The sequence below is a fragment of the Thioalkalivibrio sp. ALE14 genome, from assembly GCF_000376845.1.
GTDB lineage: Bacteria > Pseudomonadota > Gammaproteobacteria > Ectothiorhodospirales > Ectothiorhodospiraceae > Thioalkalivibrio.
Window position 1 is genome coordinate 69548 of the sequence record NZ_AQXY01000023.1, and the last position, 15558, is coordinate 85105.

The 15558-nt window shown below is 65.9% G+C and carries 10 protein-coding genes; 7 read left to right on the top strand and 3 right to left on the bottom strand.

Annotated elements, in window-relative coordinates; all coding sequences use genetic code 11:
- Positions 1 to 774 carry a DUF4197 domain-containing protein gene (locus F572_RS0104155; protein ID WP_017941880.1) on the bottom strand — a complete coding sequence of 258 codons (774 nt, stop codon included), beginning with the start codon at positions 772 to 774 and terminating at the stop codon, positions 1 to 3.
- A 193-nt stretch (positions 775 to 967) separates the two neighbouring features.
- On the opposite strand from F572_RS0104155, the gene guaB reads away from it, so the two are divergent.
- From guaB to F572_RS0104185, 6 genes are all read left to right on the top strand, one after another.
- A complete protein-coding gene (gene guaB, locus F572_RS0104160; RefSeq protein ID WP_017941879.1) occupies positions 968 to 2428 on the top strand; it encodes an IMP dehydrogenase in 1461 nt (486 codons plus the stop codon).
- Positions 2429 to 2492: 64 nt separating this feature from the next.
- Positions 2493 to 4070 (top strand): glutamine-hydrolyzing GMP synthase, encoded by a 1578-nt coding sequence (gene guaA / locus F572_RS0104165; RefSeq protein ID WP_017941878.1) that lies wholly within the window; start codon positions 2493 to 2495, stop codon positions 4068 to 4070.
- A 149-nt stretch (positions 4071 to 4219) separates the two neighbouring features.
- Positions 4220 to 7930, top strand: a complete 3711-nt coding sequence (locus tag F572_RS0104170; RefSeq protein WP_081602016.1) for a PAS domain S-box protein — start codon at positions 4220 to 4222, stop codon at positions 7928 to 7930.
- Positions 7931 to 7950: 20 nt separating this feature from the next.
- A complete protein-coding gene (locus F572_RS0104175) occupies positions 7951 to 11187 on the top strand; it encodes a PAS domain S-box protein (RefSeq protein WP_017941876.1) in 3237 nt (1078 codons plus the stop codon).
- Positions 11188 to 11218: 31 nt separating this feature from the next.
- Positions 11219 to 11602 carry a response regulator gene (locus F572_RS0104180; RefSeq protein ID WP_017941875.1) on the top strand — a complete coding sequence of 128 codons (384 nt, stop codon included), beginning with the start codon at positions 11219 to 11221 and terminating at the stop codon, positions 11600 to 11602.
- The gene (locus tag F572_RS0104185; RefSeq protein ID WP_026143009.1) at positions 11599 to 13296 is read left to right on the top strand and encodes a diguanylate cyclase; all 1698 of its coding nucleotides are present in this window, start codon (positions 11599 to 11601) and stop codon (positions 13294 to 13296) included. The genes F572_RS0104180 and F572_RS0104185 overlap by 4 nt, the downstream gene beginning before the upstream one ends.
- Positions 13297 to 13333: 37 nt before the next feature.
- Here the strand turns inward: F572_RS0104185 and F572_RS0104190 are convergent, their stop codons facing one another.
- Complete coding sequence (locus tag F572_RS0104190) at positions 13334 to 13915, bottom strand: BLUF domain-containing protein (RefSeq protein ID WP_017941873.1); 582 nt, start codon at positions 13913 to 13915, stop codon at positions 13334 to 13336.
- Between the two features lie 53 nt (positions 13916 to 13968).
- Positions 13969 to 14820, bottom strand: a complete 852-nt coding sequence (locus tag F572_RS0104195; protein ID WP_017941872.1) for an HDOD domain-containing protein — start codon at positions 14818 to 14820, stop codon at positions 13969 to 13971.
- A gap of 131 nt (positions 14821 to 14951) precedes the next feature.
- Between F572_RS0104195 and F572_RS0104200 the strand changes: the two genes are divergently transcribed.
- The gene (locus F572_RS0104200) at positions 14952 to 15551 is read left to right on the top strand and encodes an RNA ligase partner protein (RefSeq protein WP_017941871.1); all 600 of its coding nucleotides are present in this window, start codon (positions 14952 to 14954) and stop codon (positions 15549 to 15551) included.
- Positions 15552 to 15558: the final 7 nt, after the last annotated feature.

Genomic DNA, 15558 nt, shown 5'->3' on the forward strand with positions numbered 1-15558 from the left:
TTAAAGGCGACTGAAGACGCGCTGGAAGACATCCGTGCCGCGCCCGACCGGGTCGATGCGGAGGCGCGCTTCTTCCTCGGCCATGGCGTGGAACAGGCCGTTCATGGTGTGCTCGAGGACATGCTCGGCAAGATCCAGCCGGACGTTGGCCAGGAACGGGATGTCACGCATGCGCGACTCCAGTTCGCGGTACGTGTTCAGGGCCCCGACGGCGTCCAGGCTCTCCTCGACCTCGGGGCGCATGGCCGTGGTCAGACGCGGACGCATGTGGGTCTCGAGGTGGCGGGTGGCGGCGTCCTCGTCGCCCAGCAGGATGCCGCGGGCATCGTCCAGATCGAGCGCGAAAATGGCCCGTATGAAGGGCTCCCGGGCCTGCCAGACAGCATCTTCGGCGGCGCGGTTCATGCGTTCCTCGAGCGCGTCCAGCGGCGCCGCCATGCCCAGGCGTCCCAGCGAGCGCCGGGTGGTCGCCAGGACCTCGGGCAGGGGGATGCGGACGTCCGGATTGCCGTAGAAGCCATTGCGCCGGCTGAGGGTCTCGGAGGCGGCGTGGGTCGCGATGACCAGTGCCTCATGGACCGCCTCGATCAGTTCCGCGGTCGAGAGCCCGGAGAATTCCGGCGGGCGCGTGATCAGGGAGCGGAACATCTCCTGGCCGAAGCGCCACCAGTCGGCCCGTGCGCTCGACGCCGTAGCCAGGCCGAGGCCGGGGACCAGCAACAGGGCGAGCGCGGTGCGTCGGGTGATGCGGGCCGGGGGCGCGCGGTCGGGCATGGGGTTTCGCCTGGCGAAGGGTTCCGGATGAACCGGCATCCTATCAGGGTGCTCCCGCAGCGTCTGCGCTGCGGCCATCGGAGGGGTGGGTGTGCTTGTCGCGGGAGGGTGCGAATTCTATACTGAAGGGCTATTTATCTACCCCCGGGATTTCCTCCCCCTGCGTCCCGGCGGGTCTGTCCTGGAGTGGTGCATGCGGATACTCGGTGAAGCCCTTACCTTTGATGACGTGCTGCTGATCCCGGGGCATTCGAATGTCGTTCCGCGTGATGTCGATCTGAGCACCCGGATCACCCGGGAGATTACGCTCTCCGCCCCTGTGGTATCGGCCGCGATGGATACGGTTACCGAGGCCAACCTGGCGATCGCCATGGCCCAGGAGGGCGGGCTCGGCATCGTGCACAAGAACATGTCGGCGGAGGCCCAGGCGGCCGAGGTCCGCCAGGTCAAGAAGTACGAGAGCGGCGTGATCAGCGAGCCGATCACCATCGGCCCGGATGCCAGCATCGGCGATGTGGTCGCGCTGACCGAGGCCCATCACATCTCCGGCGTGCCGATTGTCTCCGGCAATGACTTGATGGGCATCGTGACGTCCCGCGACCTGCGCTTCGAGACGCGCATGAATGCCCCGGTCTCGGAGATCATGACCCCGCGCGACCGGCTGGTGACCGTGCCCGAGGGGGCCGATCGCGAACTGGTGCTGGAGCTGCTGCACAAGCATCGCATCGAGAAGGTGCTGGTGGTCAACGACGACTTCCAGCTGCGCGGGATGATCACGGTCAAGGACATCCAGAAGTCCACCGAGCACCCGGATGCCTCCAAGGACGAGCGCGGCCGCCTGCGCGTGGGCGCGGCGGTCGGCGTGGGCGAGGGCACCGACGAGCGTGTGGCCGCGCTGGTCGAGGCCGGCGTGGACGTGCTGGTGGTGGATACCGCCCACGGCCATTCCCAGGGCGTGCTCGATCGTGTCGCCTGGGTGAAGAAGCACTACCCGGACGTGCAGGTGATCGGCGGCAATATCGCCACCGCCGACGCCGCGAAGGCGCTGGTGGATGCCGGGGCCGATGGCGTCAAGGTGGGCATCGGGCCGGGCTCGATCTGCACCACCCGCATCGTGGCCGGCGTGGGCGTGCCGCAGATCACGGCGATCTCCGATGTGTCCGAGGCGCTGAAGGGCACGGGTGTGCCGATGATCGCCGATGGCGGCGTGCGCTTCTCCGGGGACCTGGCCAAGGCGATCGCCGCCGGTGCCGACTGCGTGATGCTGGGCTCCATGTTCGCCGGGACCGAAGAGGCCCCGGGCGAGGTCGAGCTCTATCAGGGCCGTTCCTACAAGATCTACCGCGGCATGGGTTCTTTGGGTGCGATGCAGCAGGGCTCGTCGGACCGCTACTTCCAGGATCCGAACAGCTCGGCCGACAAGTTCGTGCCCGAGGGCATCGAGGGTCGAGTGCCGTACAAAGGCTCGATCGTCGCCATCATCTACCAGCTGATGGGCGGGCTGCGCTCGTCCATGGGCTATGTCGGCGCGCACTCCATCGAGGAGATGCGGACCAAGCCGCATTTCGTCCGCGTGACCGCGGCCGGCATGCGCGAGAGCCACGTGCACGACGTGGCGATCACCAAGGAAGCCCCGAACTACCGAATGGACTGACCGGCCCGACACGGCCCGGTCCCGATACCCCACCGGCCGTCCGGCCGGTATAGCGGATGACCTCATGACCCAGGATCTTCACGCCCACCGCATTCTGGTGCTGGACTTCGGCTCCCAGTACACCCAGCTGATCGCCCGCCGCGTGCGCGAGGCCGGGGTCTACTCCGAGGTGCATCCCTGGGACATGCCGGCGGCGGATATTCGCGCGTTCAACCCGACCGGGGTGATCCTCTCCGGCGGTCCGGAGTCAGTGAATATCGACCACCCGCCGCGGGCCGAGGATGCGGTCTTCGAACTGGGCGTGCCGGTGCTCGGTATCTGCTACGGCATGCAGACCATGGCCGCGCAGCTGGGCGGTCGGGTCGAGCCCTCCGAGCGCCGCGAGTTCGGCTATGCCCAGGTTCGCGCCCGCGGCCACACGCCGCTTCTGCGCGACATCGAGGACCACACGACGCCCGAGGGCTACGGCCTGCTGGACGTGTGGATGTCGCATGGCGACCACGTGACCGAACTGCCGGAGGGCTTTCGCCTGATGGCCTCCACCGACTCCGCGCCGATCGCCGGCATGGCCGACCCGGACCGTGGCTTCTACGGGGTGCAGTTCCACCCGGAGGTGACCCACACCACCCAGGGCCAGCGCATCGTCGAGCGCTTCCTGCACGATATCTGCGGCTGCGAAGCCCTGTGGACCGCCGACAACATCATCGAGGACATGGCCGCGCGGGTGCGCGAGCAGGTGGGCGACGATCACGTGGTGCTGGGTCTGTCCGGGGGCGTGGACTCGTCGGTGGTGGGTGCGTTGCTGCACAAGGCAATCGGCGAGCAGCTGACCTGCGTGTTCGTCGACACCGGCCTGCTGCGCGAAGGCGAGGGCGACCAGGTGATGGCGACCTTCGCTCGCCACATGGGCGTGAACGTGATCCGTGTGGATGCCGAGGACCGCTTCATGAGTGCGCTGGCGGGCATCAGCGACCCGGAGGCCAAGCGCAAGGTCATCGGCGGGCTGTTCATCGACGTGTTCGACGAGGAGGCCGCGAAGCTGAACAACGTGCAGTGGCTGGCCCAGGGCACGATCTACCCGGACGTGATCGAGTCGGCCGACTCCAAGACCGGCAAGGCGCATGTGATCAAGTCGCACCACAACGTGGGCGGGCTGCCGGAGAACATGAAGCTGGGTCTGGTGGAGCCGCTGCGCGAGCTGTTCAAGGATGAGGTGCGCAAGATCGGCGTCGAGCTGGGTCTGCCCACCGAGATGGTCTATCGCCACCCGTTCCCCGGGCCGGGCCTGGGCGTGCGCATCCTCGGCGAGGTGAAGAAGGAATACGCTGACCTGCTGCGTCGGGCCGATGCGATCTTCATCGAGGAACTGCGCAAGGCCGACCTGTACGACAAGACCTCGCAGGCGTTTGCGGTCTTCCTGCCGGTCAAGTCGGTGGGGGTCATGGGCGACGGCCGGCGCTACGATTACGTGGTTGCGCTGCGCGCGGTGGAGACCATCGACTTCATGACCGCCCGCTGGGCCCACCTGCCGTATGACTTCCTCGACCACGTCTCGCGCCGGATCATCAACGAGATCCCCGGTATCTCGCGCGTGACCTACGACATCTCCGGCAAGCCTCCCGCCACCATCGAGTGGGAGTAGCGCCCAGCACGACGCCCCAGTTGGGGTAGGGCGGTAGACGTGGCAGTATCGAGCTTTCCTGGAGTCTTGCGCGGATAACCCTGTTGAAAACGCCCCCCTGCCCTGGAGACGAACAGGATCGGTTGCGCGCCCTGCGGGCACGAGGGCTGCTGGATACCCCGGACGAGGAGCGGTTTGATCGACTCACGCGTCTGGCGAGGCGGATGTTCGGGGTGTCGATTGCACTGGTCTCGCTGGTCGACGAGGACCGGCAGTGGTTCAAGTCCCGGCAGGGGCTCGAGGCCCCGGAGACCGGGCGTGACATCTCCTTTTGCGGTCACGCGATTCTCGGGGGCGATATCTTCGAGATTCCCGATGCGCGCGCGGACCCCCGGTTTGCCGACAACCCACTGGTAACCGGGGAGCCGCAGATCCGGTTCTACGCCGGCGCGCCACTGGCCACCTCCGAGGGTTACCGGATCGGGACGCTGTGCCTGATCGACGGCCAGCCGCGGCAGTTGAGCGAGGACGAGCGACGTTCCCTGCGTGACCTCGCCGATGCGGTCCAGGCGGAAATCGATTCCACCGAGCAACGAGCGCTTGGCAATGCGCTGACCGATCTGCGGCAACTTGGCGAGGTGATTACCCGTGCGCAGTCGGCGTTTATTCGCGATGCCGATCAGGACCGTGGGCAGGTCTTCGACGGACTGCTTGCGGATACCCTCGAGCTGACCCTCAGCGAATACGGCTTTATCGGAGAGGTGTTGCACACGCCTGAAGGTTCGCCTTACCTCAAGACCAGTGCCATCACCAATATCGCCTGGGATGACGCGACCCGCGCCTTCTACGCGGCCAACGCACCCCAGGGGCTGGAGTTTCACAACCTGGAGACCCTGTTCGGCGCGGCCCTGACCGGCGCGGGGCCGGTGATTGCCAACGACCCCGCCGGAGACCCGCGCAGCGGGGGGTTGCCCGAAGGACATCCGCCGCTCAAGGCCTTTCTGGGGATACCCATCGAGCACGGGGGCGAGCGGATCGCCGTGCTGGGGATCGCCAACCGTCCGGGTGGCTACGACCCGGAACTGGTGGAGTTTCTCCAGCCGCTGCTCGCTACGCTGGGGCAATTGGTGGATGCGGCTCGCACCCGTCGTCGTTACCGGGCGGGCCAGTTGGAGCGGGCGCGGCTGTCCCGGGTGGCGAGCGAGACGACCAATGGCGTGATCATTACCGACGCCGACGGCCGGGTCGAGTGGGTCAACGACGGCTTTACCCGCTTGAGTGGCTATACCCTGGACGCAATGCTTGGCCGCCAGCCAGGTGAACTGTTGCAGGGTGCCGGGACCGATCCGGAGACGGTAGCCCGGATCGGTGGGGCGCTGGCGCGGGGCGAACCATTCGTTGAAGAGCTGTTGAACTACCGGATCGACGGCCACCCGTACTGGGTGCGTATTCAGTGCACTCCATTGCGCGACGAGCAGGGGATGTTGCAGGGGTTCATCGCGATCGAGTCCGATGTGACCCGGGAACGCGAGGATGCCGAACGGATCCGCGAGAGCGAGCAACAGTTCCGCTCGCTGGTCGACAATATCCCCGGAATCACCTATCGCTGCCTGCCGGATTCGGACTGGACCATGCTCTACATGAGCGACCAGGTGGATCCGCTGTCGGGCTATCCTGCCAGCGACTTCATCGACAATGCCGTGCGCAGTTACGCCAGCGTGATCCACGAGGATGACCAGGCACGAGTCCAGGATGCGGTGGAACAGGCCTTGAGCGCCGGCAACGACTGGTCCGTTGAATACCGCATTTGGCATCGTGACGGCAGTATCCGCTGGGCCCAGGAACGGGGCTCCGCCATTCGTGATCCGGATGGCCGAGTACGCTACCTCGACGGCTTCATCCTCGATGCGACCCGGGAACGGGAACATCGTGAACAGCATCAGCGCCAGCTGGACGCGTTCGCGGCGCTCAACGAGATTGCATCCCTGGTGGCGCTGGACCTCGATGACCAGCTCGAGCGCGCGCTACAAATGGGGGCCAACTTTCTGGGGCTGGAACTGGGCATCGTCAGCCGGATCCGCGGCGACGACTATACGGTGCGTGCGTTCGTCGCGCCGGCTGGCGCCCCCCTCGAGCGTGGTCAGCGCTTTGCGCTCGGGCGTACCTACTGTGCGCTGACCCTTGCGCACAACGACCTGCTGACGATCGAGCACATGTGCGCGTCCGAGCACCAGGGCCACCCGTGTTACGCGGACTTCGGCCTGGAAGCCTACATCGGTGTCGTGCTGGAGGTTGAGGGGCAGCGCTTTGGCACCCTGAATTTTTCGTCGGCGCACCCCAGACCGGCCGCGTTCAGCGAGGGTGAACGCATGTTCGTGCGTCTGTTGGGGCGCTGGGTGGCCGCGAGCCTGGAGCGGGAACAGTCGCACGAGCAGTTGAAGAAGCTGACAACGCAGGTCCCGGGTATGGTGTACCAGTATCGGCAGTGGCCGGACGGGCGCGCTGCCTTCCCGTACAGCAGCCCCGGCATCCGGGGCATCTACGGCATCAGCGCAGAGGCGGCACGCGAGGACGCCAGCGCGGTGTTCCGCAGTCTGCACCCGCAGGACCGGGATCGGGTGGCGCAGTCCATCGAACGGTCGCGGCGGGAACTGAGCAACTGGCATTGCGAGTATCGCACCCTGCGGGATGATGGTCGCGTGGGGTGGGTGCAGGGTCACGCCTCGCCCGAGCCCCTCGACGACGGCAGTACGCTGTGGCACGGATATATTCGGGATATCACGGATGAAAAGGAGGCCGAGCTGGCCGTCGCGGACAGCGAGGCCCGCCTGCGGGGGCTGTTCGAGCTCTCACCGGTGGGGATCGCTCTGAACGATTACGAGACCGGGGCGTTTGTGGATCTCAACGCGGCCCTGTTGCGCCCGACGGGTTATACCCGCGAGGAGTTCGTTGCACTCAGCTACTGGGATGTCACGCCCCGGGAGTACGCAGCGCAGGAAGCGCAGCAACTGGAGAGCATGGAACAGACGGGCCGTTACGGCCCCTACGAGAAGGAATACATCCGCAAGGACGGCACCCGGTATCCGGTACTGCTCAACGGAATGGTCGTGCACGACAAGGCCGGGCGCAAACTGATCTGGTCGATCATCGAGGATATCTCCGAGCGCAAGCGCATCGAGCGCATGAAAAACGAGTTCATCTCCACGGTCAGCCACGAGCTGCGCACGCCGCTCACGTCCATCTCCGGGGCCCTGGGGCTGTTGACGGGCGGGGCGGCAGGGGCGTTGCCGGAGCGGATGCAGGAGATGCTGGAGATTGCCCACAAGAACAGCCAGCGCCTGGGGCTGCTGATCAACGATCTGCTGGACATGGAAAAGCTGGTGGCCGGCAAGATGCGCTTCGAGATGCGAGAGCAGCCGCTGTTTCCGTTGCTGGAGCAGGCTGTGCGCAGCAACCAGAGCTATGCCGACCAGTACGAGGTGCACCTGATGCTGGATGCGGAGGACGACGGGGTCCGGGTCGAAGTGGATGCCGACCGCCTGCAACAGGTGCTGGCCAATTTGCTCTCCAACGCAGCCAAGTTCTCGCCGGAGGGTGAGGAGGTGCGGGTGGCGGTGGAGCATGGCGAGGCGCAGGTGCGCGTCTCGGTGATCGATCACGGCCCCGGGATCCCGGAGGCGTTCCGCGAACGCATCTTCCAGAAGTTTTCCCAGGCCGATGCCTCCGACACCCGCCAGAAGGGCGGTAGCGGCCTGGGACTGTCGATCACCCGGGAGTTGGTGGAACGCATGGGCGGCGAGGTCGGGTTCGACTCCGTGCCGGACACGGGGGCGACTTTCTGGTTCGACCTGGTATGCCACCGTGAGGGGGCCCGCGGATGAGGCAGCAGTGGCCAGACCCGGTGGAGCGCGGGCTTGCGACGTTGGCGCTGGCCCTGCTGGCGGTGGCCGGTAATTACTTCCATCTGCCGCTGCTGTTCGGTCTGGACTTCATCTTCGGATCGATCGCGGTGATGCTCGCGGTGCTGCTGCTGGGGACGCTGCCCGCGGTGATTGTCGCGATCGCCGGGGGGCTCTACACCCTGGTCCTGTGGGGCGTTCCGTATCCGATGGTGGTGTTCGTGATCGAGGCACTGGTAGTGGGCCTCGTTTACCGGCGCTGGCTGTACAACGTGGTGGTGGCCGACCTGCTGTACTGGGTGGTGATCGGGGTTCCGCTGGTATTGCTGTCCTATCGCGGACTGATCGGGATGGACTGGGAACCCACCACCATGATCGCCCTGAAGCAGGCGGTGAATGCGCTGTTCAACACACTGATCGCCAGCCTGCTGGTGATGCTGTGGCGGTTGTCGGGTCGCGGCGCGCAGGCCTCCCGACTGGGCAGGCCGTCGCTCGCGAGTCTGTTGTTCCACGCGATGCTGCCGGTCACCCTGCTGGCGGGCCTGGTCCCGATCCTGCACGAGGGCTATCAGCAGCGCGACGGGCACGAGGCCTTCATGGTCGAACGCCTGCAGGAACGCGCCGAGAATCTGTCCGAGCGGCTCGCAACCGATTACCGCGAGGGTCGGGTCCGCTATGACTACCATCTGGGGCGGGTGCAGACGCGCGAGGACCTGGGACTTGCGATTGTGTCCCCGGAGGGTCGGGTGCTGGCCAGTCGGGGCGAGGTCCGCAGCGTGCTGGAGGCGTCGGACGGCCAGGTGGAGCCCCGGGATCGAGAGCTTTCGATCTGGTTGCCGGGCGGTTCGATGTCGGCCGTGGGTCGCTGGGGACAGGGTTCCTATTTCGTTGACGCGCCGGTGGGTCCAGTGCCGGATGTCGGGCAGGTGTATGCGGAGATGCCGGCGGCGCCGGTGGTCCGGGCCCTGGAGCATCAGCGCGTCGAGTTGTTTGCTCTCCTGACGGTGATCGTGGCCCTGGCCATCGTGGTCTCGGCCGCCTTGAGTTATGCCATCAGCCGTCCATTGCGCAAGCTGGATGCGGTCAGCGCAGGACTGGGTTCGGACATCGCCGCGGGGCGTGCGCCGGTACTGCCGGAAAGCCGGATTTTCGAATACGACGGCCTGGCCGGGACCCTGCGGGAGATGTCGCGGCAACTGGTGGCCAGTTTCCGCCAGCAGGCGCAGGCGCGAAGCGAACTCGAGTCCGAGGTGCAAGCGCGTACCGCAGAGCTTGCGCAGACCGCCGATCAGTTACAGGCGGTTCTGGCGGCGGCGTCGGAATTCGCCATTGTGGTGACCGACCGCGATGGTCTGATCACCCTGTTCAATCCGGGCGCGGAAAAGATGACGGGCTATGCTGCCGACGAAATGGTGGGCCAGCAGTCACCCGCCCTGTTCCATGTGCCCGAGGAGATCGCCGCGCGCGCGGCGCAACTGAGCGCCGCCAGTGAACGGCCGATCGAAGGCTTCCAAGTCTTTACCGAGGTCGCGGATCGCGAGGGAGCAGAAACCCGGGAATGGACCTTTGTGCGCAAGGGCGGCATGCGCATTCCCGTTTCCCTGACGGTGACACCCCAGACCGACAAACAGGGAAATATCAACGGCTACCTGGGTATCGCCGAGGACATCACCGAGCGCAAGGCCGCCGAACAGGCCGTGCGCGAAAGTGAACAGCGCTTCCGCGACATGGCGGAGCAACTGAGTCTTGCTACCGAGGCGGCCGGGCTCGGGATCTGGGATCTCTACCCGGCCACGGGCTGGCTGGAGTGGGATGGAGGCATGTTCCGACTGTATGGCGCCGATCCAGAGGGTTTCGGACACAGTGCGGAGGATTGGCGGAAGGCTGTGCTGCCGGAGGATCTGGATCAGGCCGAGGCCAGCCTGGAACACACCCTTGCCCGCGCCGGAGCGCCGAATGAGTTCGTTTTCCGTATTCGCCGGGGCGACGGCGCCACCCGTCATATCCGCGCGATGGCTCGGGCTGTTACCGATGAGGAAGGGACTGTCGTCCGGGTTATCGGTGTGAACGAGGACATCACCGAGCGCAAACAGGCGGAGCGTGCCCTGGCGGAGGAGGCTCACCGCACCCAGACCATTCTCGATAACATGGTGGATGGCATCATCACCATTGATGCCAGCGGGATCATGCAGTCGTTCAACCCTGCCGCGACGCGCATCTTTGGTTATACGGCTGACGAGGTGCTGGGCCGCAATGTCAGCATGCTCATGCCCAGTCCGCACCGCGAGGCCCATGACCGTTATCTCCGGGTCTATCAGCAAACCGGGGTGGCACGCATCATCGGCATTGGCCGCGAGGTAGAGGGCCAGCGCAAGGACGGTAGTCTGTTCCCCATGGAGCTTGCGCTGTCGGAGGTCACCCAGCATGGCCAGCCCCTTTATGTGGGTATGGTGCGTGACATCACCGAACGCAAGCGGGTGGAGCGCATGAAGAACGAATTTGTCTCCACCGTCAGCCATGAACTGCGTACCCCCCTGACATCGATTTCGGGGTCGCTGGGTATGCTGGCCAGCGGCGCCCTCGGCGAACTGTCGGGAAAAGCAAACGAAATGGTGACGATTGCCCAGCGCAACAGCCAGCGTCTGACGCTGTTGATCAACGATCTTCTCGATATGGAGAAGATCGCGGCGGGCAAGCTGCACTTCGAGATGCGCGTACAGCCGCTCCAGCCGCTGCTCGAGCAGGCGCTCGAGAGTCATCGGGGCCATGGTGCGCAGCACGACGTTAAACTGGTGCTCGATGGTGACGCGTCCGGGGGCGCGGTTCGGGTGGATGACCAGCGCCTGCTGCAGGTGATCGCCAATCTGCTGTCGAACGCGGTGAAGTTCTCGCCCCCGGGCGGCACCGTGCGGGTGTCGGTGCAGTCAGTGAGCGATCCGACCGAAGGCGTCCGGGTCAGTGTGGCGGATGACGGGCCGGGTGTTCCGGACGACTTTCGCGAGCACATCTTCGGGAAATTCGCGCAGGCGGACGGCTCCGACAGCCGAGCGAAAGGCGGGACGGGGCTCGGCCTCGCGATTAGCCGGGAACTGGTAGAGCATATGGGTGGACGTATAGGGTTTGACTCGAGAGAGGGCGCCGGAGCGACGTTCTGGTTCGAGTTGCCCCTGGCCCGCGAAGCGAGTGCCGATCCATCCAGTACAGGACCAGGGTCCGCGGCCGGCAGGTCCGACCGCTGATCCGCAGCGGTCCAGCCCGAGGGAGTCGAAAGTGTCCGAGTTGCAACGCATTCTCTATGTCGAAGACGAGCCGGATATTCAGGCGGTTGCCGAACTGGCCCTGGAGACGGTGGGTGGTTACACCGTGAAGACCTGTGCTTCGGGCGAGGAGGCGGTACGCGATGCCGAGGCATTTGCACCGGACCTGATCCTGCTGGATGTGATGATGCCCGGGATGGATGGTCCCACGACCCTGGAGGCCCTGCGCGGGATTCCGGCGCTGGCCGGGGTGCCGGTGGCCTTCATGACCGCCAAGGTGCAGCCCTCCGAGATCGCACACTACAAGTCGCTGGGGGCGCGTGACGTGATCGCCAAACCGTTCGACCCCATGACGCTTTCCGACGAGGTACGGCGGATCTGGCAGGGGACGGCATGATGGATGCCACCGCCGAGCAGACCTTGAAAGACCGCCTGGCACAACTGCGTGCTCGGTATCTGGAACACCTGCCGGATGAGCTGGCTGCACTGAGTTCTCTGCAGGGCCGGTTGGCTGGGAAGGAGCAGGACCGCGAGGTGCTGGACGAACTGCAACAACGTCTGCACAAGCTGGCCGGCAGCGGGGGCAGTTTCGGCTGTGCGGAGTTGAGTGCCGCCGCGCGCGTGCTGGAACAGCGGATCGGCAGCTGGCTTGGGGCGAAGGCGCTGGCACTGGATCGTGCGAGTCGTCAGTGGCTGGCGGACGAGATCGCAGGACTCTCCCGCACGGTACCCGCCCAATCGCTCGAGCCCCTGGGGCAATCGGGGGTGGGTGTGCTCCCGGAGACTCCACGCACTGCTGGCAGTGTCCAGAAGGTATGGCTGGTCGAAGACGATGCGGAACTGGCCGGCCAGCTCGGGCAGCAGCTCCAGTCTTTCAATTATGCGGTTCGAGTGTTCGACGGCATTGATGCGCTCAAGCGTGCAGTGGAGGGTGAGCAGCCGGATTTGCTGCTGATCGACGTGATGCTGGACGAAGGCCGTGAAAATGCAACCACCAGGCTGGTGGACTGCCCCGAGTTGAAAGCGCTGGGGTGCCCGTTGATCTTTCTCTCCGACAAAGATGACTTTCCGTCGCGTGTGCGCGCGGTTCAGCTGGGCGCGCAGGGGTATTTCCTGAAACCGCTGGATGTACCCCGGCTCGTGAGCCGCATCTCGCAGATCTTCGAGGAGCGCCATGCGCCGGCGCAACGGGTGCTGATCGTGGACGACGACGCCGATCTTGCCGAGCATATGCGGCTGGTGCTGACCGCGGCCGGGATGGAGGCCCGGGTGCTGGATGCGCCGCGCGAGATCATGGATACGATCGCCGCCTTTCGGCCGGAACTGGTGCTGATGGATCTGTATATGCCCGAATACGCGGGCACCGACCTGGCGGGGGTGATCCGCCAGCACGAGGCCTATATCCATCTGCCGATTGTGTATCTGTCCGCGGAAACCGATATCGAGCGCCAGATCGAGGCCATGGGTCGGGGCGCGGACGACTTTCTGACCAAGCCGATTTCCGACCTGCAACTGGTGGCAGCTGCCCGCTCGCGGATCGCGCGCGCACGCCAGCTGGAGGAGCGGATCAGCAAGGACAGTCTGACCGGACTGCTCAAGCACGCCAGCATCAAGGAGGCCGCCAACCGGGAGGTGCTGCGCGCCCGCCGGATCGGGCGACCGCTCACGCTGGCGATGCTCGACATCGACCACTTCAAGAAGGTCAACGATACCTACGGGCATGCCGTGGGGGACGTGGTGATCATGTCGATCGCGACCCTGCTGCGGCAGCGCCTGCGCCAGTCCGACATCATCGGCCGCCATGGCGGGGAGGAATTCGTCGCGGTGCTGCCGGAATGCGACGCGGAGCACGCCTGGCGGGTGTTCGAGGATATCCGCCGGAACTTCGCTTCCCTGGATTTCAACCATCGGGACGAGCGCTTCGGCTGCACCATCTCCATCGGCATGGTGTGTTCGCCCCACTACCCCGACGAGGAGGGCCCTGAACTGCTGGTCGCCGCCGACGAGGCGCTCTACCGGGCCAAGCGGGGTGGCCGCGATCAGGTGCAGCAGGCGTTCCCGGCGCCCGCACCCGACGTCACGGATTGTTGAAGGCGGCGGGCCGGGCTGCCGGTATGTCCCGAGGTCTCTACGACGTGACGAGCAGGTAGGTCGCGGCTCCGATCACGCCGAGCACGATCGCCACCGTGACCAGGCCGACCCCGAGCAGGGCACGGCTTGCGCCAGGGGTGGCATCTCCCGGGTTGGAAGCGGTGGAGCTCGCAGCTACGCCGTGGGCGGTATCGCGGCCTTGGCGCAGCAGGTCCAGCATCGCGTCGATGCGGTCGTTGTCGAAGGCGAACGGGTCGAACTGGCGCTGGCCGAAACGTTGCAGCAGCTGCCGGACGTCCACGGCCGCTGGAACGTATTTCATCGACCATTCCCCGAAGCCGGGGTCGTCCAGTGACTGTGCGCGCAGCACACGGACCTCCTCGTGGCGTTCGTCGCGGCGGATGCGGTCGAGGGTTTCCCGTACCGCATCCGGCTCGCCCTCCAGGCACTGGAAGAAGTGGCCATCCCCGTAATACAGCGCGCCGACGATGCCTTTGCGCGGGTTGTTCTGGCGTGACTGCATCAGGATGCGGCTGACTTCGGGCTCGATGCCCTGGCTGGAGGTGTTCTCGCGGAAGGTGGCGCGCGAGGCGTAGACGAGCTGGAGAATGGCGGGCATGCGGGCGTCCGTTCCGGGGCGATAAGAAGAAGACCGCCCCCGCCCCGCGGGGTTCATTCGATCATCTGGTTGACGTGCTCCAGGCCGATCGCGTCGTCTTCCCAGTTCAGGCGGGTGGTGCCGGGCTTGGCTGCCAGACGGCGGATGGAGGCGACCGAGTTGCGGTCGATATGGGCCAGTCGATGCCGGGTGGCATTGTGGCTCTCGATGTTGGCGGCCTGCAGGATGTCGCTGTAATTGACCGGTTCGCCTTCCTCCGGCTCTCGCTTGAGGTTTTCGTGTTCGGCCACGGCGCGGATGATCTCCGGCTCGAAGTTCCAGTTCTTCAGCATCGCGCGGCCGATTGCCACGTGCGCGGCATCGGCCGCGGCCTGCAGGGCGCGCGGATCCTCGTAGATCTCCTGGGTCTTCTCGGCGCGGCGCAGGATCGGGATCATGCCGATATCGTGAACCAGCCCGGCGAGCAGGGCGGTGTCCGGGTCCAGATGGGGGTGGCGGCGGGCCAGCAGGTAGCTGATGATTGCCACCTCCAGGCTGTGGTTCCACAGCTCTTCCATCCGGATGCGGATGGCCTCGTTCCCGCTCTGGAAGACCTCCTTCATGGACAGCGCGATAATCGTCTGGCGGGCGCGTTCCATGCCCAGGCGGGTGACCGCGGAGCGGATGGTCGCGCAGCGGGTCAGCCCGCGGTAGGCCGGGCTGTTGGCATGGCGCACCAGGCGCGAAGCCAGGGCCGTGTCGCGCGAGATCAGGTTGACCAGATCGGCGATGGAGCTGGATTCGTCCTGGGTGATGAACAGCGCCTGCACCGAGACATCGGGCAGGGTCGGGATCTCGATCTGGTGACGTTCGAGGTCCTCGCGCAGGCGCTCCAGGAATTTTTCGACTTCCGCTCGGGTGGCCAAGGGCAATCCGTGTCCGGCTGGGTAACGACGCGCCGATTATGCCACAGGCGTTGGCGCGGGCGGGGCGCCGCGGGCCGGTTGACGGGCCGCCGGCCCCTGCCGATGATGAAGGGAGCCGACAGGAGGTCGTGATGCGCCGATTCGTGCTGGATACCAGCGTCTTTACCAACCCGCATGTGGCCGGGCAGTTCGGCGAGGACCCCGAGGACATCCTGCGGACCTTTCTCAACCTGGCGCGCCACTGCCCCGCCGAGTTCTACATGCCGCTGTCCGTGTACGAGGAGTTTCGCGGCATGCGCGACCTCGAGGCCCTGGCCGCGGATTTCGAGACCGTGGTGTGGGTGCGCTCGCCACGTCGCTTCGCCCTGACCCTGCCGAGCGATATCCTCTACGAGTTTATCGACGAGGTGCGCACGCGGATCGACCGCGGCCTGCGCATCGCCGAGGAGCACACGCGCCAGGCGGGGGCGGCCGAATCGCTCCGACCGGAGCTGATCACGCAGCTGCGCGAGCGTTTTCGCGAGGCGATGCGCAAGGGCCTGGTGGACTCGCGCGAGGATGTCGATGCCGTGCTGCTAGCGATGGAGCTGGATGCCGAGCTGGCCAGCGCCGATGAGGGCATGCGCAAGCTGGGCAACCGCATGGGGATCAAGCTGGTCACCGCCGACTACCTGCGCCAGGTGATGGAGAACCTCTCCGAATCGGGCATCCCCGGTCAGGGCGGCGCCTGAGGCCGCA